17 protein-coding genes are annotated in these 18,790 nt (G+C 66.3%); 14 read left to right on the top strand and 3 right to left on the bottom strand.

The genetic code is table 11. The features are described 5' to 3' along the window. Positions 1–3 precede the first annotated feature (3 nt). The 14 genes from AC1DFC_RS05390 to AC1DFC_RS05325 all read left to right on the top strand — a co-directional run bounded on the left by AC1DFC_RS05390 (position 4) and on the right by AC1DFC_RS05325 (position 16,249). Entirely contained in the window at positions 4–837 is an 834-nt protein-coding gene (locus tag AC1DFC_RS05390; RefSeq protein ID WP_042673604.1) for an SDR family oxidoreductase, read from the top strand. Then, on the top strand, positions 830–2,527 hold the full coding sequence (locus tag AC1DFC_RS05385) for a thiamine pyrophosphate-binding protein (protein ID WP_478178763.1): 1,698 nt from the start codon (positions 830–832) through the stop codon (positions 2,525–2,527). Before AC1DFC_RS05390 ends, AC1DFC_RS05385 begins: the two co-directional genes overlap by 8 nt. Positions 2,528–2,541: 14 nt before the next feature. Then, the gene (locus AC1DFC_RS05380) at positions 2,542–3,339 is read left to right on the top strand and encodes an aspartate dehydrogenase (protein ID WP_007834764.1); all 798 of its coding nucleotides are present in this window, start codon (positions 2,542–2,544) and stop codon (positions 3,337–3,339) included. A gap of 8 nt (positions 3,340–3,347) precedes the next feature. Further along, positions 3,348–4,826 carry an aldehyde dehydrogenase gene (locus tag AC1DFC_RS05375; RefSeq protein WP_478178762.1) on the top strand — a complete coding sequence of 493 codons (1,479 nt, stop codon included), beginning with the start codon at positions 3,348–3,350 and terminating at the stop codon, positions 4,824–4,826. Next, positions 4,823–5,794 carry a VOC family protein gene (locus AC1DFC_RS05370; RefSeq protein ID WP_413332889.1) on the top strand — a complete coding sequence of 324 codons (972 nt, stop codon included), beginning with the start codon at positions 4,823–4,825 and terminating at the stop codon, positions 5,792–5,794. Before AC1DFC_RS05375 ends, AC1DFC_RS05370 begins: the two co-directional genes overlap by 4 nt. Positions 5,795–5,924: 130 nt before the next feature. Continuing rightward, positions 5,925–6,869: a Bug family tripartite tricarboxylate transporter substrate binding protein gene (locus tag AC1DFC_RS05365; RefSeq protein ID WP_478178761.1), complete on the top strand. Its 945-nt coding sequence runs from the start codon at positions 5,925–5,927 to the stop codon at positions 6,867–6,869. Between the two features lie 31 nt (positions 6,870–6,900). Then, entirely contained in the window at positions 6,901–8,064 is a 1,164-nt protein-coding gene (locus AC1DFC_RS05360; protein ID WP_478178760.1) for an FAD-dependent monooxygenase, read from the top strand. Between the two features lie 31 nt (positions 8,065–8,095). Beyond that, positions 8,096–8,317, top strand: coding sequence for a recombinase-like helix-turn-helix domain-containing protein (locus AC1DFC_RS05355; RefSeq protein WP_007834985.1), 222 nt, complete (start codon positions 8,096–8,098; stop codon positions 8,315–8,317). 30 nt (positions 8,318–8,347) lie between these two features. Further along, the gene (locus AC1DFC_RS05350; RefSeq protein ID WP_007834984.1) at positions 8,348–9,391 is read left to right on the top strand and encodes an aromatic ring-hydroxylating oxygenase subunit alpha; all 1,044 of its coding nucleotides are present in this window, start codon (positions 8,348–8,350) and stop codon (positions 9,389–9,391) included. A 19-nt stretch (positions 9,392–9,410) separates the two neighbouring features. Further along, complete coding sequence (locus tag AC1DFC_RS05345) at positions 9,411–10,379, top strand: PDR/VanB family oxidoreductase (RefSeq protein ID WP_478178759.1); 969 nt, start codon at positions 9,411–9,413, stop codon at positions 10,377–10,379. Positions 10,380–10,428: 49 nt separating this feature from the next. Then, entirely contained in the window at positions 10,429–11,535 is a 1,107-nt protein-coding gene (locus AC1DFC_RS05340) for a porin (RefSeq protein ID WP_478178758.1), read from the top strand. A gap of 42 nt (positions 11,536–11,577) precedes the next feature. Further along, positions 11,578–12,900 (top strand): MFS transporter, encoded by a 1,323-nt coding sequence (locus tag AC1DFC_RS05335; RefSeq protein WP_478178757.1) that lies wholly within the window; start codon positions 11,578–11,580, stop codon positions 12,898–12,900. Positions 12,901–13,539: 639 nt separating this feature from the next. Next, positions 13,540–15,762 (top strand): M1 family metallopeptidase, encoded by a 2,223-nt coding sequence (locus AC1DFC_RS05330; RefSeq protein WP_478178756.1) that lies wholly within the window; start codon positions 13,540–13,542, stop codon positions 15,760–15,762. A gap of 76 nt (positions 15,763–15,838) precedes the next feature. Next, positions 15,839–16,249 (top strand): hypothetical protein, encoded by a 411-nt coding sequence (locus tag AC1DFC_RS05325; RefSeq protein WP_042673620.1) that lies wholly within the window; start codon positions 15,839–15,841, stop codon positions 16,247–16,249. 99 nt (positions 16,250–16,348) lie between these two features. On the opposite strand, the gene AC1DFC_RS05320 is transcribed toward AC1DFC_RS05325, so the two are convergent. The 3 genes from AC1DFC_RS05320 to AC1DFC_RS05310 all read right to left on the bottom strand — a co-directional run bounded on the left by AC1DFC_RS05320 (position 16,349) and on the right by AC1DFC_RS05310 (position 18,666). Then, positions 16,349–17,095 (bottom strand): transporter substrate-binding domain-containing protein, encoded by a 747-nt coding sequence (locus AC1DFC_RS05320; RefSeq protein ID WP_478178755.1) that lies wholly within the window; start codon positions 17,093–17,095, stop codon positions 16,349–16,351. Between the two features lie 112 nt (positions 17,096–17,207). Beyond that, positions 17,208–17,672, bottom strand: coding sequence for a hypothetical protein (locus AC1DFC_RS05315; protein WP_162130819.1), 465 nt, complete (start codon positions 17,670–17,672; stop codon positions 17,208–17,210). After that, positions 17,662–18,666 carry a M35 family metalloendopeptidase gene (locus AC1DFC_RS05310; RefSeq protein WP_478178754.1) on the bottom strand — a complete coding sequence of 335 codons (1,005 nt, stop codon included), beginning with the start codon at positions 18,664–18,666 and terminating at the stop codon, positions 17,662–17,664. Before AC1DFC_RS05310 ends, AC1DFC_RS05315 begins: the two co-directional genes overlap by 11 nt. Between the last annotated feature and the right edge of the window lie 124 nt (positions 18,667–18,790).

The following is an 18,790-nucleotide window of genomic DNA, read 5'->3' as shown; positions in this document are numbered from 1 at the left end:
ATCATGAAGACGCATTCTTCTTCCCTCCTTGCCGCCGACGCATTGGCCGGGCGCGTGGCCGTGGTCACGGGCGGCTCGTCGGGCATCGGCCTCGCGACCGTCGAGCTGCTGCTCGGCTGCGGTGCGGCCGTTGCGCTGTGTGGCCGCAATGCCGAACGGCTCGACGCGGCCGTGGCTGGCCTGCGCAAGCAGCACCCGGATGCGAAGCTCTTCGCGCAGGCCTGCGACGTGCTCGACGCCAAATCGGTCAAGGCATTTGCCGCCGCCAGCGAAGCCGCGCTCGGGCCGGCCTCGATGCTCGTCAACAACGCAGGGCAGGGCCGCGTCTCCACCTTCGCCGACACCGACGATGCGGCCTGGACCGAAGAGCTCAACCTGAAGTTCTTCTCCGTCATCAATCCCACGCGTGCCTTCCTGCCGCAGCTCGAGGCGCAGCGCGCGGTGCTGGGCGACGCCTCCATCGTCTGCGCGAACTCGCTGCTCGCGCGCCAGCCCGAGCCGCACATGGTCGCGACCTCGGCCGCGCGCGCCGGCCTGCTGAACCTCGTGCGCTCGATGGCCACCGAGTTCGCGCCGCAGGGCGTGCGCGTCAACGGCATCCTGATCGGCCTCGTCGAGTCCGGCCAGTGGCGCCGCCGCTTCGAGGCGCGCGAAGACAGGTCGCAGGACTGGGCCGCCTGGAGCGGCCAACTCGCGAAGAACAAACACATCCCGCTGGGTCGCCTGGGGCTTCCGACCGAAGCCGCGCGCGCGATCCTTTTTCTTGCTTCGCCCCTCGCGTCGTACACGACGGGCAGCCACATCGACATTTCCGGAGGCCTTTCGCGCCATGCATAACCCCAACAAAACCGTCACGGTCGGCGCAGTCGTTGCCGCCTTCCTCGAGCAGTGCGGCGTCAAGGCTGCCTTTGGCGTGATCTCGATCCACAACATGCCGATCCTCGATGCCTTCGCGCAGCGCGGCACGATCCGCTTCATCTCGGCGCGGGGCGAGGCGGGCGCGGGCAACATGGCCGATGCCTATGCGCGCTCCACCGCCAGCCTGGGCGTGTGCATCACCAGCACGGGCCCGGCCGCGGGCAACATCGCGGGCAGCATGGTCGAGGCACTGACGGCGGGTGCGCCGCTCCTGCACATCACCGGGCAGATCGAGACGCCGTACCTGGACAAGGGCATGTCGTACATCCACGAGGCGCCCGACCAGCTCACCATGCTCAAGGCCGTGTCGAAGGCCGCGCTGCGTGTGCGCAGCGTCGAGACGGTGCTCGGCACGCTCAAGCGCGCGGTGCAGCTTGCGCTGACCGCACCCACCGGTCCGGTCAGCGTGGAGATTCCGATCGACATCCAGTCGGCGCTGACGACCATGCCGGCCGACCTGTCGCCGCTGCCCATCGAGCGGCCGGTGCCCTCGGCCGCCGCGCTCGACGCGCTGGCCGCGCGCCTCGTCGTTGCCAAGCGCCCGATGCTGTGGGTCGGCGGCGGTGCACGCCACGCCCGCGCCGCCATCCAGCGCCTGCAGAAGCTGGGCTTCGGCGTCGTCACCACGACGCAGGGCCGCGGCACGGTACCCGAGGACGATGCCGGCTCGCTCGGCGCCTACAACATCCAGAAGCCGGTCGAGGCCCTCTACCAGACCTGCGATGCGATGCTCGTGGTCGGTTCGCGCCTGCGCGGCAATGAGACGCTGAAGTACGAACTGAAGCTGCCGCATCCGCTGTACCGCATCGACGCCGATGCCGCCGCCGAGGGCCGCTGCTACGCGTCCGAGGCCTTCGTCTGCGGCGATTCCGCGCTGGCCCTCGACGGCCTGGCCGACCRCCTCGAAGCCGCCAAGTACAAGGCCGACCCGCAGCTGCTGGTCGACCTGCGCACCGCGCACGACCAGGCGGTCGCCACGCTGCGCGACGGCCTCGGCCCGTACGCCGAACTCGTGCGCCAGATCCAATTGGTGGCCGGCCGCAAGTTCAACTGGGTGCGCGACGTTACCGTTTCCAACAGCACCTGGGGCAACCGTGAACTGCGCGTCTTCGAACCCAGCGCCGGCGTGCATGCCGCGGGCGGCGGCATCGGCCAGGGGATGCCCATGGCCATCGGCGCGGCCATCGGCGCGGCGGTGACAGGCTCGGGCCGCAAGACCTTCTGCCTGGCCGGCGACGGCGGCTTCATCCTGAACCTGGGCGAGCTGGCCTGCATGGTGCAGGAGAAGGCGCCCATGGTGATCGTGCTCATGAACGACAAGAGCTACGGCGTCATCAAGAACATCCAGGACGCCCAGTACGGCGGCCGCCAGTGCTATGCCGAGCTGCACACGCCCGACTACGACCTGCTGTGCAAATCGATCGCGCTGCCGCATGCGCGCGTGCAGGACCTTGCCGATCTGCCGGTCCGCCTGGACGAGGCGCTGGCCGCCAACGGCCCGTTCCTGCTAGAGATCGACATGCTGTCGATCGGCGGTTTCAAGACCACCTTCGCCGGCCCGCCGACCAACACGGTCACGCAGATTCCTGCGCTCGGCGCGGCCAAGTGAGCGGAGCCTTTCCCATGCCCGCCATCACGCGCATTGCACTCATCGGCTGCGGAGCCATCGGCACCTCGGTGCTCGAACTGCTCCGGGGCGATCCGGCCCTCGAGGTTGTGGCCATCGTCGTGCCCGCGGAGGGCGTCGCCGCCGCGCAGAAGGCCGCGCCCGACGCACAGGTGGGCAGCGCCGTGCCCGCCGCCGGCATCGACCTCGTGGTCGAGACGGCCGGCCATGCCGCCATCGAAGAGCACGTGCTGCCTGCGCTGGCACGCGGCACGCCCTGCGTGGTGGCGTCTGTGGGCGCGCTGTCGGCCACAGGCTTCGCCGAGAAGCTCGAGGCCGCCGCCATTGCCGGCAACACGCAGGTGCAGCTGATTCCCGGTGCCATCGGCGCCATCGACGCGCTCGCCGCGGCCCGCATCGGCGGCCTCGACAGCGTGCGCTACACCGGCCGCAAGCCGCCGCAGGCCTGGAAGGGCACGCCGGCCGAGCAGGGCCGCGACCTCGACAGGCTGGCGCAGGAAACCGTGATCTTCGAAGGTAGTGCGCGCGAAGCGGCCCTGCTGTTTCCGAAGAACGCCAACGTCGCGGCCACCGTCTCGCTCGCGGGGCTCGGCCTGGACAAGACGCTGGTGCGCCTCATTGCGGACCCTGCCACCACCGAGAACGTGCACACCGTCGAAGCCGAAGGCGCCTTCGGCAGCTTCGAGCTGACCATGCGCAACAAGCCGCTCGCGGCCAATCCCAAGACCTCGGCGCTGACCGTGTACAGCGCCGTGCGCGCGCTGCGCAACCGCGTTGCCGCGCTCGCCATCTGAGTCACCCCATGATTTCTTCCGAACTTCTCCCGATCTGCATCGCCGGCGAATGGCGCCTGGGCGGCGGCGACGTGTACGAGAGCCTTTATCCGGCCACCGGCGAACCCATCGCACGCCTGAAGGCCGCGAGCCTCGCCGATGTCGAGGAGGCCATCACCCGTGCCGACCACGCGTTCCGCACCAGCGGCTGGGCCCAGCGCCTGCCGCACGAGCGCGCCGCCGTGCTGCACCGCGTGGCGCAGCTGATCCGCGAAGAGGGCGAGGCGCTCGCGCAGAAGCAGCGCCTGGACAACGGCAAGCCGATCAGCGAAACGCGCAACCTCGTGGCCAGTGCCGCGGGCACCTTCCAGTTCTTCGCGGCAGCGCTCGAGACGCTGGAAGAAACCATCACCCCTTCGCGCGGCGCCTTCGTCACGATGAGCGTGCACGAGCCGATGGGTGTGGTTGCGGCCATCACGCCGTGGAACTCGCCCATTGCGAGCGAAGCCCAGAAGCTCGCGCCCGCGCTCGCAGCCGGCAACGCGGTGGTCGTGAAGCCCGCCGAAGTCACGCCGCTGATGGCGCTGGAGCTGGCGCGCATCTGCGAGCAGGCCGGCGTGCCGAAAGGCATCGTGAGCGTGCTGCCGGGCAGGGGCTCGGTCATCGGCGATGCGATCACCAAGCATCCGCTGGTCAAGCGCGTGTCGTTCACGGGTGGCACCACCACCGGCAAGCACATCGCGCACATCGCGGCCGACAAGATGATGCCGGTGTCGCTGGAGTTGGGCGGCAAGTCGCCCACCATGGTGCTCGACGACGCAGACCTCGACCATGCGGTGAACGGCGTGCTGTACGGCATCTTCAGTTCGTCGGGCGAGTCGTGCATCGCGGGTTCGCGCCTGTTCGTGGCGCGCGGCATCTACGACGAGTTCCTCACGCGGCTGGCCGAAGGCGCCAATGCATTGCGCGTGGGCGATCCGGCCTCGGAGCGCACGCAGATGGGGCCGCTCATCACGGCGAAGCACCGCGAGGGCATCGAGCGCTATGTGGATCTGGGCGTGTCCGAAGGCGGGCGCATCCGCACCGGTGGTGTCCGGCCCCATGGCGATGTCTACGACAACGGCTACTTCTACAAGCCGACCATCATCGAGGGCCTCGACAACAGTGCGCGCATCAGCCAGGAAGAGATCTTCGGCCCGGTGCTCGTCGCGATGCCCTTCGACAACGAGGAAGAGCTGATCGCGCAGGCCAACGACAGCGTCTACGCGCTGGCCGCCGGCGTCTGGAGCCGCGACTTCAAGCGCGCCTGGAAGCTCGGCCGCGCGGTGCAGGCCGGCACGGTCTGGGTCAACACCTACAAGCAGTTCTCCGTGTCCACGCCGTTCGGCGGCTGGCGCGACAGCGGCCTGGGCCGAGAGAAGGGCCGCGAAGGCATCTTCCAGTACATGGAGCAGAAGAGCATGTACTGGGGCACGAACGAACAACCCTTGTCGTGGGCACTGACATGAGCGTACTTGGCATCGACCAGATCACCTACGGGGCGGACGACCTGCCCGCCTGCCGCCAGTTCTTCCAGGACTGGGGCCTTGCATTGAAGTCGGAGGCCGCCGACGAACTCGTCTTCGAGTGTCTCAATGGCTGCAAAGTCGTCGTTGCGGCGTTGGACAAGCCCGGCCTGCCGCCCGCGATGGAAGAGGGCCCGACGCTGCGCGAAGTGGTGTGGGGCGTGGAGAGCGACGCCGACCTGGACCGCTACGCCGCCGCCATCGCGCAGGACCCGGCCTTCACCGACAGCACCGTCGACGGCGCACGCCGCATCGGCTGCATCGACCCCAACGGCCTCGCCGTGCGCCTGCAGGTCAGCCGCAAGCATGCCGTCGACGTCGAATGCGGCGCCATGAACACCTGGAACGCCAAGCCGCGCATCAACCAGGCCGCACCCATCTACGAACGCGCGACGCCCATCGAGGTCGGCCACGTCGTGTTCTTCGTGAGCGACGTGAAGGCCACCAGCGCGTTCTATGCGCAGCGCTTCGGCTTCGTCTCGTCCGACAGCTATCCAAACCGCGGCGCCTTCATGCGCTGCGCGGCGGAGGGTGGCCACCACGACCTGTTCCTGCTGCAGATTCCTTCGGGCAAGCGCGGGCTCAACCACGTGGCCTTCACCGTGCGCGACATCCACGAGGTGTTCGGCGGCGGCCTGCATTTCTCGCGCCGCGGCTGGGAAACCCAGCTCGGCCCGGGCCGTCACCCGGTGTCTTCGGCGTACTTCTGGTACTTCAAGAACCCGGCCGGCGGATTGATCGAGTACTACGCCGACGAAGACCAGCTCACCGCCGACTGGCAGCCGCGCGAATTCGAGCCCGGCCCCACGGTGTTCGCCGAATGGGCGGTCGATGGCGGCCTCGACGGCAACACGCGGCGCCAGAAGAACGCGGATGGCCCCAAAGGTGCCTTTCTCACCGAGAAGAAATAGACCTATGCTCACCCCCAGTCTTCGCGCACTTCGTGTCGCTTCGCCAACCCCCTTCCAGGGGGCAACACCAGCGGCCCGGCAAAGCCGGTTCCACGGTGTTTCACGAACATGCTTCGCTGCGCTCGCAACGATGGCTTTCTGTGTTGCTGCTTTTGCCCAGAGCGATGCGCAGAAGCAGCTGTCGAGCGAGCGCTTCACCATCGTCTCGCCGTTCCCGCCCGGCGGTCCGGTCGACACGCTGGCGCGTGTGCTCTCCGACGGTCTCGCCAAGCGCTACGGCCAGGCGGCAGTGGTCGAGAACCTGGTCGGCGCGGCCGGCAACATCGGCATCGACAAGGTCAAGCGTGCGAAGGGCGACGGCCACACGCTGCTCGTGGTGCCCGCAGGCAATCTCACGATCAATCCGACGCTGATGCCGAACTTTCCGTTCGACATCGAGAAGGACTTCGTGCCCATCACCATGCTCGCCAAGGCGCCCAACGTGCTGGTGGCGTCGCCCTCGTCGGGCATCAAGAGCGCGAAGGAACTGGTGGCGCTGGCCAAGGCAAAGCCGAACACGCTGTCGTACGCCTCGCCGGGCGTGGGCAGCGGCCTTCACCTGGCGGGCGAGCTGTTCAAGCAGCAGGCCGGCATCGATCTGCTGCATGTGCCTTACAAGGGCACGGCGCCCGCGCTGAACGACGTGCTCGGCGGCTCGGTGCCGCTGATGTTCAGCAACCTGCCCGCGACCATGCCCTTCATCAAGAACGGCAAGCTCGTCGCATTGGGCGTGACCGAGGCCAAGCGCAGCGCCGCCGCACCCGACATCCCGACGCTCGCGGAGCAGGGCATCCAGGGCGTGACCGTGACCTCGTGGTACGGCCTGCTGGCGCCCAAGGGCACGCCGCCGGCCGTGGTCGAGCAGCTTGCGAAGGACGCGGCGCAGATGCTGGCCCAGCCCGATGTGCGCGAGCGCCTGAAGGTGCAGGGCATGACCGACGCGGCGATGAAGCCTTCCGAGTTCTCTGCGCTCATCCGCGACGAGACAGCCGTATGGGCCAAGATCATCAAGGCCCGCAACATCGTGGCCGAGTGAGCCGCACGCAAGAACCAAAGCGGAGACATCCATGAAGACAACAAGCGAATCCACCATCGGCATCGTCGGTGCCGGCATCGGTGGCCTGGTGGCTGCCATCGCGCTGCGGCGCGCCGGGCATGACGTGGTGGTGTTCGAGCAGGCGAAGCAGTTCGCCCGCGTCGGCGCCGACATCAACCTCACACCCAACGCCGTGCGCGCGCTCGATGGCCTCGGCGTGGGCGAGGCGGCCCGCGTGACGGCGGCGCGCCCGTCGCACCGCATCAGCCGCACCTTCGACACCGGCGAGGAAACTTCGCGCCTGGAGATGGCCGATTCGGCGGAGCAACGCTACGGCGCGCCGCAGCTCACCATCCACCGCGCCGACCTGCTGGCCGCATTGGCCGACATGTTTCCGGCCGAGTGCGTGGCCCTCGGCAAGCGCGCGGAGAAGATCGCCGCGGATGACAAGGGCGTGAGCCTCTCGTTCGCCGACGGGACCAGCGCCCGTGTCGGCGTGCTGCTCGGCGCCGACGGCATCCACTCGTGCGTGCGCACCGCCATGTTCGGCGCCGAGAGCCCGCGCTTCACCGGCATCGTCGCCTACCGCGCCGTGGTGCCGGCCGAGCGCGTGGCCGGCGTGCCGAACCTCGGCGCCTTCACCAAGTGGTGGGGCCCGACCCCGCAGAGCCAGATCGTCACGTTCCCGCTGAACCGGGGCAAGGACATCTTCATCTTCGCGACCACGCCGCAAGACACCTGGCATCTCGAATCGTGGACCGCGCCCGGCAGCGTGGACGAGCTGCGGGAGCAATACGTGGCCTACCACCCCGAGGCGCGCGCCTTGCTCGACGCCTGCGACACGGTGCTGAAGACTGCGCTGTACGAACGCGACCCGATGCCCGCCTGGGCGCAAGGCCGCATGGCGCTGCTGGGCGATGCCGCGCACCCGATGCTGCCCTTCATGGCGCAGGGCGCCGGCATGGCCATCGAAGACGCGGTGGTGCTGTCGCGTCATCTCGAAGGCGTGGCCATGGCCGACGTTCCGGCCGCGTTGAAGAGCTTCGAGACCGCCCGCATCGAGCGAGCCAGCCAGGTGCAGCTCGGTTCGCGTGGCAACAACTGGCTGCGCGAAGGCGGCAACGCCGACTGGGTCTACGGCTACGACGCCTGGACTGCACCTCTCGGCACGCCTGCGATGGCCGCCACCGCCTGATTCATTCCACCTCACTCCACGGAGGCACACGATGCAACAAGACCGCTATCTCCAACCGCACCAGGCGCGCCAGCGCCCCGCGACCACCTACGAAGACCTGCTGGGCGACGTGATCGAACGCGCCTTTGCCGACGGCATCCACGACCTTGGCGGGCTGGTGCAGCGCCTGAACGACAGCGGCCTTGCCACGCCCGGCGGCCAGCCGTGGACCGAAGCGCTGTACCGCAAGGAAATGGCCGCGCTCGGCGCCTGAGCAGAGAGACAGAGAGAGAGAGACATCACCATGACCATCGCCATCACCCCCGTCTCCGCCGACCCGGTGGACCACCTGCTCGAGATCGGCCTGAAGGATCTCTGGTACCCGATCTGCCCCTCGCATTTCATCAAGGAGAACCCCATCTCTCTGCGCCGCCTCGGCCGCAAGCTCGCGCTGTGGCGCGACAACGAAGGCGTGCTGCATGCGCTGGAAGACCGCTGCCCGCACCGCGGCGCGCCGCTGTCGCAGGGCGTGGTGCTCGGCGACCGGCTTTCGTGCCCGTACCACGGCGTCGAGGTGCGCCACGACGGCGTCGTCACGCGCGTGCCCGGCAGCCCGGGCTGCAAGCTGGAAGGCTCGCAGGCCACGCGGCACTTTCATGTGCAGGAGCGTGCGGGCGCCGTGTTCCTCTACAACTCGAAGGAATCGGTCGACGTGCCGCCGCCGCTGGTGCTGCCCGAGCAGCTGACAGATGACGCCGAATACGCGAACTTCCTCTGCTACACCGAATGGAAGGGCGACTACCGCTACGTGCTCGACAACGTGATGGACCCGATGCACGGCACGTACCTGCACAAGCAGTCGCACTCGATGGCCGAGGGCGACTCGAGCGCCAAGTTCGGCATTCGCGCGACCGACATCGGCTTCGTGTTCGAGAAGGAAGGCCAGCGCAACGTCAACTTCGACTGGACCGAATGGGCCGACACCGGCATCCACTGGATGCGCCTCGAAATCCCGTACCCGAAGACCGGCGGCCCCGGCGGCAACTTCATCATCATCGGGGCCTTCTCGCCGATCGCGAAGGGCATGACGGCCACCTTCTTCTGGCGCGTGCGCAAGCTGCCGGCGGGCTGGGAGCGCGACACCTGGCGCTTCCTCTACAAGAATCGCCTGGAGGCGCGCCACTGGCACGTGCTGGAGCAGGACCGCGTGATGCTCGAAGAGATGGAGCCCGACGCCAACCAGCACGAGAACCTGTACCAGCACGACCTGGGCATCGTCCGCCTGCGCCGCCACATGCGCAACCTCGCGGTCGCCCAATTGGCCGAGGCCGAAGCCACCACGGCCTGAACCGCAAGCGAGCATCGCCATGTCTTCTCCCACGCTGAACGCCCTCGTGCACACCATGCGCTACGAGGCCGACGGCATCGTCAGCGTCGAGTTCCGGCCGGCCACACCGGCGGTGGACTTTCCCGCCTTCGAGGCCGGCTCCCACATCGACCTGCACCTGCCCAACGGGCTGGTACGCAGCTACTCGCTGTGCAACCCTTCGAGCGACCGCCAGCGCTACGTGGTCGGCGTGCTCAACGACCGCAAGAGCCGAGGCGGCTCGCGCTACGTGCACCAGCAGCTGCGCGTGGGCATGACGCTGCCCATCTCGGCGCCGCGCAACAACTTCAAGCTGGAAGAGGGCGCCGTGCGCTCGGTGCTGGTGGCAGGCGGCATCGGCGTGACGCCCATCTGGTGCATGCTGCAGCGGCTGGTGGCCATCGGCAAACCTGTCGAGATCCTGTACTGCGCACGCACCCGCAAGGAGGCGGCCTTCTGCGATGCCATCGAAGCGCTGGCGAAGGAAAAGTCGGTACAGCTCGCCTGGCATTTCGACGACGAGAAGGGCGTGCCGCCCGACCTCGCGAAACTGCTGGCCGGCAAGGGCGCGGCCAGCCACTACTACTGCTGCGGCCCGACGCCGATGCTCGACGCTTTCGAGAAAAGCTGCGAGCAACTCGGCTACGCCAACGCGCACATCGAACGCTTTGCCGCCGTGCACGTGGAGGCGCCCAGCGCCACGCAGAGCTGTGTGGTGATGTGTGCAAAGAGCGGCAAGAGTGTCGAGGTGCCTCCGGGCAAATCGATTCTCGACAGCCTGATCGACGCCGGCCTCAACCCCGACCACAGCTGCAAGGAGGGCGTCTGCGGCGCTTGCGAGACCGCTGTGATCGAGGGCGAAATCGATCACCACGACGGCATCCTCACGAAGATCGAACGTGCGTCCAACAAGACCATGATGATCTGCGTCTCTCGCTGCAAGGGCGAGCGGCTGGTGCTGGACATCTGAACAAGGCCACAACCCAAAGACGGCCGAGAAAAACCAACCGAGACATTCAATGAAAAAGTACTTGATCGCGATGGCTGCGGCCACCGCGGCTGGCGCAGCGCTGGCCCAATCTTCCGTCACGCTCTTCGGCGTGGTCGATGCCGCCGTCACCTATACCACGGGCAGCGGCGACGGTTCGGCCCACAAGACGCAGCTGACCAACAGCGGCAACATGTTCAGCCGCCTGGGCTTTCGCGGCACCGAAGACCTGGGCGGCGGCTACTCCGCCAACTTCTGGATGGAGATGGGCCTGCAGAACGACAGCGGGCAGGGCTTTCCGTCGAACTCGAACAACCAGGCCAGCGGCAACGGCACCACGGGCATCCTGAGCTTCAACCGCCGCTCGACGGTGAGCCTTGCGGGCCCCTTCGGCGAAGTGCGGCTGGGGCGCGACTACGTGCCGGCGTTCTGGAACACGGCCATCTTCGATCCCTTCGGCACGGGCGGCGGCATCGGCGCCAACCAGATCTATTTCTCGGGCCTCGGCGGCCTGGTGGCACCCACCGGCACGCGCGCGTCGAACAGCGTCGGCTACTTCCTGCCGGCCAATCTTGGCGGCTTCTACGGGCAGGTGATGTATGCCATGGGCGAGAACGCTTCCAACTCGGTGCTGCCGAACACGCTGGTGTCGAACAAGCACGACGGCGAGCATACCGGCGCGCGCTTCGGCTACCAGAGCGGCGGACTCAACGTGGCCCTGGCCACCGGCCGCACGCGCTACGCGAGCGGCGACCTGCGCGTGACCAACCTCGGCGCGGCCTATACCTTCGATGCCTCGCTCATGAACCTCAAGCTCACGAGCGAGCTGTACAAGGAATCGAAGGGCAGCACCGACGCCAAGGGCGCGCTCATCGGCTTCCATCTGCCCATCGGGCCGGGAGAGATCAAGGCCTCGTATGCACGCTACAAGCTCGAGCCCGCCAACGCGGCGCTCAAGCCCACGTCGTCGAAGCTGGCCATCGGCTATGTGCACAACCTGTCGAAGCGCACGGCGCTGTACGCCACCATCGCGCGCATCAGCAACAAGAACGGTGCGTCGCAGGCCCTGGCGGGCGCGATCACCATGCCGAACCGCGCCTCCAGCGGCACCGAGTTCGGCATGCGCCACATGTTCTAGGCGCGCAGGCGCGTCATCACCCTCACACTGGCAGGACAGATCATGCAGAGCAAGAACTTTCGTTGGTACGGCGTCCTCACGCTGTTCGTGATCGTTGCGATCTCCTACGTGGACCGCATCAACATCGCGGTACTGATCACCGATGCCGCGTTCCTGAACCACGTGGGCATCGCTGCCACCGACCGCGTGAGCCAGGGCTTCCTGGCGACGGCCTTCATGCTGGGCTATGGCGTATCGGCTTTCGTGCTCACGCCGTTCTGCTCGGCCTTGTTCGGCGTGCGGCGCAGCCTGGTCTACGGACTGGTCCTCTGGGGCGTGGTGACGTGGGTCTCGCCGATGCTCCACAGCTACGGCCTGTTGCTGGCCTCGCGCGTGCTGCTGGGCGTTTCGGAAGGGCCGCTGTTCTCGCTGGCCTCGTCGTACATCAAGGCGCATTTCCGCAGCGACGAGAACGGCAAGCCCAACGCCTTCGTCAACATGGGCACGGGGCTGGGGCTGGCCATCGGTTATCCGCTGGTGGGCTGGCTGCTCACCCGGTTCGCGTGGGACACCTCGTTCCACGTGCTCGGTGTGCTGAACATCGTGCTCGGCATTCCGCTGGTGCTGGCCTTCGTGCGCATGCCGCCCGCGCATGCCGACGGTGTCAAGCCTTCGTCGTTCGGCGAGGCGATGGCGCGCGTGGGCGGCATCGTGAAGGGTGCGCTGCACACGCGGCATCTGTTCCTCATCACGCTGCTGACCTCGGCCGCGCTCGCCTACCTGTGGGGCAGCAGCAACTGGCTGCCGACCTACCTGCGCGAGGCGCGCGGCTTCTCGATGCGCGAGATGGGCTGGCTGGCCTCGCTGCCGCAGTACGCCACCGTGCTCGCGGTGTTCGTGGGCGGCGTGCTGATCGACAAGGTCGGGCGCGAGCGCGTGCCCTTCATCTTCATGGGTGCGAGCGCGGGCGTGGCGCTGTCGGTGCTGATGGCCATCAACGCGAGCGACCCGTATGCGGCAGCGTGCTGCCTCGTGGCGGCCAACTTCTTCTGGGGCCTGCAGAGCCCGGCCATTCCGAGCACGGTGCAGTACTGCTCGCGGCCCGAGCACACGGCCAGTGCGTTCGGCGTGACCAATGGTGCCGGCAGCCTGGTGGCGGGCTTCATGCCGGCGTTGATGGGCGGCGTGATCAGCGCTGTGTCGCATGGTTCGGGCGCATCGGGCGCGGGCGCGGCCGCGGCTTCGGCCGCCTCCGCCTCGGGCTTCTTCGCGGGCTTTGCGCTGCTGATCGGCACGCAGGTGGTGGTGTTCGGCTGCGGCTTCATGCTGTGGCTGCGGGACCGTACGCCACCGGCAGTGGGCGTGTCTCAGTCGCAGGCTTCATAGCTGTTCCGCCGCAGAAATCCGATGCTGTGGCTGCAAGGTCACAGCGAATGCGCGCGGCATACGCGGCAGGCGACGCATGCGATGAACCATCTTCGTACCGCATGGCACACGCGATGTGCGGTGACTCCATTCGGCCTATCGCGCGCGAACATTTTGAGAGGGAAAAGTTCCGCGATCCGTTGAGCGAATGTGTGCGATCAGATAAAACTGAGCGCACACCAATGGACGAGGGAATGCGCGTGAAATCAACGACAAGAGCCGCAGAGAGTCTTGCCATCGCCGAGATGGCCCGTGCCGCTTGCACTTCGCGCAAACGCACCGCTTCGATATCCGGGCACTGAACGCAAGCCTTCGCGCTACAAGCCCGCGTTCGCATCCCACCACCCCGCGTTTCGACGGGAATGGAACCTCTTACGCCCCGCATCCTGGGACCACCGCTTCTTGCGCGGTGTGCCTTTGCATGACCGTGTGGTCCTGACGAACGCAAGCGTTCGCCGGGAGGGCATCGTGTTGCCCTTTTCTTTCAGATAACCCCGTTGTTCATCTCATCACCGCGCGCGTCACGCGCATCGCCGGCTATCCGCCGGTGCATGCAGGACGGCGCATGTTTCTTCTTACCAAGAGTACCCAGAGGCGATCATGAAAAAATTCAGTACACCCGTCGTCAATCATCTTGCCATCACGGCGGTGACCCTTGCCGTGCTGACGGCATGCGGTGGCGGTGGAGACAGTGGTGGCGGTTCGCTCGGTGGCGCAGGCGTCGGTCTCGGTGCGCCATCGGAGCCGGTCGCTTCCGCTCCGGCGTCCGATCCCACGGCGAAGGCACCCGACGATGGCGCGCCCACCGTGGCGTCGGTCGACCGCACGGCCAAGCCCATGGAGCTGCCCGACACCGTCTGGCCGAGCAACTACAAGCTGTGGTTCCGCCCCGATGCGGCGCTCAAGACCTTCGTGGGCCGCGGCGACGTGGAGATCGAGGTGCTCAAGCCGGTCGATGCCATCGTCGTCGCCGCGCACAACCTGAACTTTGCCAAGGGCCGCACCACGCTGCGCAAGGTGTCGAAACCCGGCGAGGCGATCCCGCTGATCCCCACGCCGCAGACGCTCGGCGACTTCGTGCAGCTGCGCCTGAACGACGGCCAGATCGCCAAGGGCAAGTACCTGCTGCACATGGAGTGGGACGGCAAGATCCAGTTCTCCGATGCCGAGTACTGCCCACCCGCCGAAGTGGCGCGCAACCCGTTCTGCTCGGCCGCCACCGGCGTCTTCAAGGTGGGCCTTTCCACACCCGAAGGCGTGAGCAGCGACGCCATCGTGACGCAGGGCGAAACCAACTATGCGCGCCAGTGGTTCCCGGGCTGGGACGAGCCGGCCTTCCGCCACACCTTCGAGATCTCGGCCGAGGTGCCGGGTGACTGGAAGACCGTGTCGAACGGCGCGCAGACCGAGGCGACGAAGCTGCCCGACGGCTACCAGCGCGTGGCCTTCGAGAAGACGCCTTCGATGCCGATGTACCTGGCCTTCTTCGGTGGCGGCAAGTTCGACATCCTGGCCGACACCTTCAAGAACCCGCTCGACGGCAGCGACATGCCGCTGCGCTGGTTCACGCCGCCGGGCCGCTCCGACTGGGCGAAGTTCGCGATGGAGTGGACCAAGGTGTCGATGGACTACTACTACAAGTACACCGGCATCCCGCTGCCCTTCAAGAAGTTCGATACCGTCGCGRCCAACGACAGCTACGACAACAAGCCCAACACCGGCTTCGGCGGCATGGAGAACTGGGGCTCGATCTTCGAGTTCGCCGACCGCGTGCTGACCAAGCCGGGCGACACGCCGACGCTGTACTCGGTGACGGTGGTGACGCACGAGGTGGCGCACCAGTGGTTCGGCGACCTGGTCACGCTCGACTGGTGGGACAACGTGTGGCTCAACGAATCGTTTGCGCGCTGGTTCGAACGCCGCACCACGATCAAGTTCCACCCCGAGTACTACAGCTTCTCCGACTACGTGCTCGACAAGCACAACGTGATCGTGGCCGACCTGAAAAGCACGGCCGTGCCGGTGCAGCGCAACCTCAACGATGCGGGTTCGTTCGGCTTCATCAGCCCGTCGATCTTCGTCTACAACAAGGGCAGCCACGTGCTGGAGACCATCCAGAACTACATCGGCGAAGAGGCGATGCAGAAGGGCCTGCAGATCTACCTGAAGGACTACGCGTTCGGCAACGTCACGCCTTCGCGCCTGTGGAGTTCGCTGGAGAAGGCGACCGACAAGAAGGTCAGCGAGATCGGCGACAGCCTGATCCGCCAGACCGGCATTCCGCTGCTCACGGTGGACGCGCAGTGCGCGGGCAACAGCACCTACGTGAACATCACGCAGGAGTCGTTCCCCAACCAGAACGTGTACCCGGCCTCGACGTGGACCATCCCCGTCACGCTGGCGTACGGCGACGCGATGGACCAGCGCAAGACCTTCGTGATGTCGAACAACAGCACGCAGGTGGAACTGCCTGGCTGCACGGCGGTGCTGGCCGGGCCGACCGGGCAGGACTACTACGTGAGCAACTACAGCGCGCAGTCGTGGAGTGCGCTGCTGGCCAAGGCGCAGAGCTTTGCCGGCAACAAGCCGCTGCTGCTGAACATCGAGCGCGATGCGTTCCGGCTGCTGAGCGTGGGGCGCATCACGCAGGCGCAGTACGACCAGATCAAGGGCGTGCTGAACCTGCCGGCGACGCTGCTGGCCAAGACGCAGGTCAGCGAGCAGAAGATGGCGGCGGTGGCCACCGGTGCGGAGAAGGAGGAGTACCCGCATGCGCTGCGCTTCCAGGGCGGCCTGAAGCTGCGCGAGAACCTCAAGCGCTGAACGTTGTTTGAAACCCCGGCGCGCACCGTCCGGCATGCCTGCAGGGCGGCGCGCGCCTCATCACACCGGGATCATCATGAATACAGCATTTAAATGGTTGGCCATGAGCGCTTGCGCCATGTTGCTGGGCGCTTGCGGCGCAAGCAATGGCGGGCCAGAGGCCGAACTGGTCGGGGTCTACGCCGTGAAGCAGAACGGTGCGCTCAAGGAACTGGTCAAGATCGAGCGGCAGGGCGACCGCTACGTGATGCGCGACAAGGTGCGCACGCCCGAATGGAGCGAGCCGAAGATGCAGATGCAGCCCGTGACGCGCGAGCGCTGGAGCCGCATCACGACCGACACGGAGAACACGTCCTTCGTCGGCATCTCGAGCGACCAACTCGGCATCTTCAAGGTGCCGCCTGGGTGGCAGAAGAACGGCTTCAAGACGCAGACAGGGTACTTCCTGTTCTACTCACAAGGGCCTGTGGAGGCGTACAAGCTTTGATTCGCGCTGCGTGTTCGGGGCGTCGCTCACGCCGACGGGGACATTCGCGGAGGGAAGTACCCGGTGGCCTGTGCACGCGCCCTGAACAGGAGCGCTCAACTACGGCGCAACGATTGCACCCTCGATGCGATGGCGTTTCAACGCATCGGCGACAAAGCCCGAAGCCTTCATCTCCTCGACAAAGGCAGCAAGCAGCGCCTGCGCCTCGGCGCCCCGGCTGGCCGGCGTACCCATCGCCTGCTGGATCACCATGAAGCGCCCAGGCAGCACACGCACACCCGGCGCGCGGGCAGCCTCGCCTTCGAGCAGCTGGCGGATGCCCGCTGCCACCTCGACCTGGCCCGCGCGCAATGCGGCGAGCGCAGGGCCGGCACCCTGGAGGCGCACGATCTCGGCGGCCTTGATCTCGCGTGTGAGGAACAGGTCGTAGGCGCTGCCCGAGCCGACCGAGATGCGATGGCCTTCGGCATCGACCTGCGCGTTGTCGGTCAGCGCCGACGATTCGGGCACGAGGTAGCTGCCTTCGATCAGCACGTAGGGTGCCGTGAAGCGCAGCCCTTCGCTGCGCGCGGGATCGACCGCGAAGAAGCCGATGTCGGCTTTCTCGTTCTTCACCGCGTCCACCGAGGCCGCGGCCTTCTCGAACACCACCAGCTCGACGCCCACGCCAAGCCGCTGTGCGAACTCGCGGGCAAGGTCGATCGATACGCCGACAGGCTCACCCGTGGCGACGTCCTTGTTGGCGAGGATCGGATTGCCGAGGTTGATCGAGGCGCGCAGCGTGCCGCTGGGCACAAAGGCGGAAACGAGGGCGGGGGAGGCCGTTGTCGGTCGAGGCTGGGTCATGGCGTTGGGCGTCGATGAAGGCTGGGAATGCGTACCAGTTTACGGCCCGACAGGCAACCGGGCAGTGATGAGGAGGGCCGGCTCCCCACCGGTCTGCATCAACAGGCCAAGACTAACGGCCGGGCTGAAAACCGGGGGTAGGGACTGGGTTGCAGTCCGGCAAAGGAGAAGCCTTTTGATCGGGATAGAGCTGTACTACGGCAAAGTCATTGCTTGATCCGTAGGCCATTTGCTCCCGGTAAGGGTGCGAAATAGTCCTTACCTGGATATCAGTGGGGAACAGTGCTTTGAGCGCGCGTGCGGCGCTCTCCGCTCGTTGCTTCGCCCGTTTCTCGGCCCTTCGCAGTGGCTCATCCGGAGTTCTTAGCGAGGCGCCTGCTTCAACTGAGGCGTAATCGAATTTTGGGTACTGTGAAGTCGCGCCGTCGATCCATGCAGCCAACTTGACTATTTGAGCTTTATCCAGATCAGATGTACCCGCTCCGAACGCGAGCGATGTCTGGACGATGTACTGGCAAGCCGAGGCGTTGGTACAGATCGTGAATGTCAGCAGTATTGAAAGTGCTCTAGCGAGCATGGAAAACCTCGTCCCAGACCACGTAGCCAGCGATGCTATCAGCGTTGCTTCGCATTCTTTGCGGGTCTGTTTTCGCGGCCTCGCGAGAAGACCTAAGGTAGTACAGAGCATCAAAGCTTCCAAAGCAGTCGTTGAAATGCGTGACCTCGTGAATAAGCGTTGAGAGCTTTGAATCCTGATCGGCAGAAATGGGGCGAAGCGCGCAGAACTTGATATTGATCGCGATGGTATGGGTAGCGGTATCTGGCTTGCAAACACCCGCAGCCGCATCATCCGCGTTGCTCGGCAAGATGCAACCGACATGCTTGAGTGCTGTTTCCGAGTAGCGCACGAAGTTTCTGGCATCGAGCCCTCGAAGCACTTGCACGCATGCCTTCAAGCCCTGTTGCATGTATTCGCGGGTGCTCTGGTCGGCCACGCCAAACCAATCTTTCACTCGGGATCTATCAGCCTCATTCCATCGCTCCAACTCGGGGAGCCGCTTCCCGGAAATGAGCGATACCGCCTTGTCGCGCAGTTCCAGCACCGTGGTCACAAACTCCTTGTTCGTCATGTTGGGACAGATGTTTTCGGTCTGTTCGGCCTCGGCTGGGTGCGCAACACCTGCATCCACCACTTTCTTCAACGCCGCCATCTCCGAAGGCGCGGCGGCAACCAACATGGCCATTGCTGCCACGCTCGGTTCGGCTCCAGCGGCGTACCACGCACCGTCATCGTATGTTGATGTGTGCTGCAGCGTGGCAAGCAGGGGCTGTGGCATCGGGCAGTGGCAGATCACCACGTCGCCTTCCAGCGCGGCCTCTGAAATGAATTGAAGACGCCGTGGCCCTCCTGCCTTGGCGATGATGCCCACGCTGTTGCAGCCCTCACAGTAGGCCCTGCCGCCTATCAACGCGATGCGGTGGCCATACAGACCGAACATCGGACCGTCGTAAGGCAGAACCCGCCCGCCAAGTGCCGGCGGATCGCCGACGACAAGAATTTTTCGCTCCATTTGGCACGCTCCCAGTAGATGACGGGGCGTTGTACGTGGCTGTGCGCACTGACACTGTTGCCCATCGTCAACCGGCTGGTCGTTTGTCACGAAGGCCGACGTTTTCGGCCTGTATCGGGCTGGC

This window comes from Variovorax sp. 10L421 (genome assembly GCF_056395365.1).
This window is presented reverse-complemented; position numbering and strand designations above follow the sequence as displayed.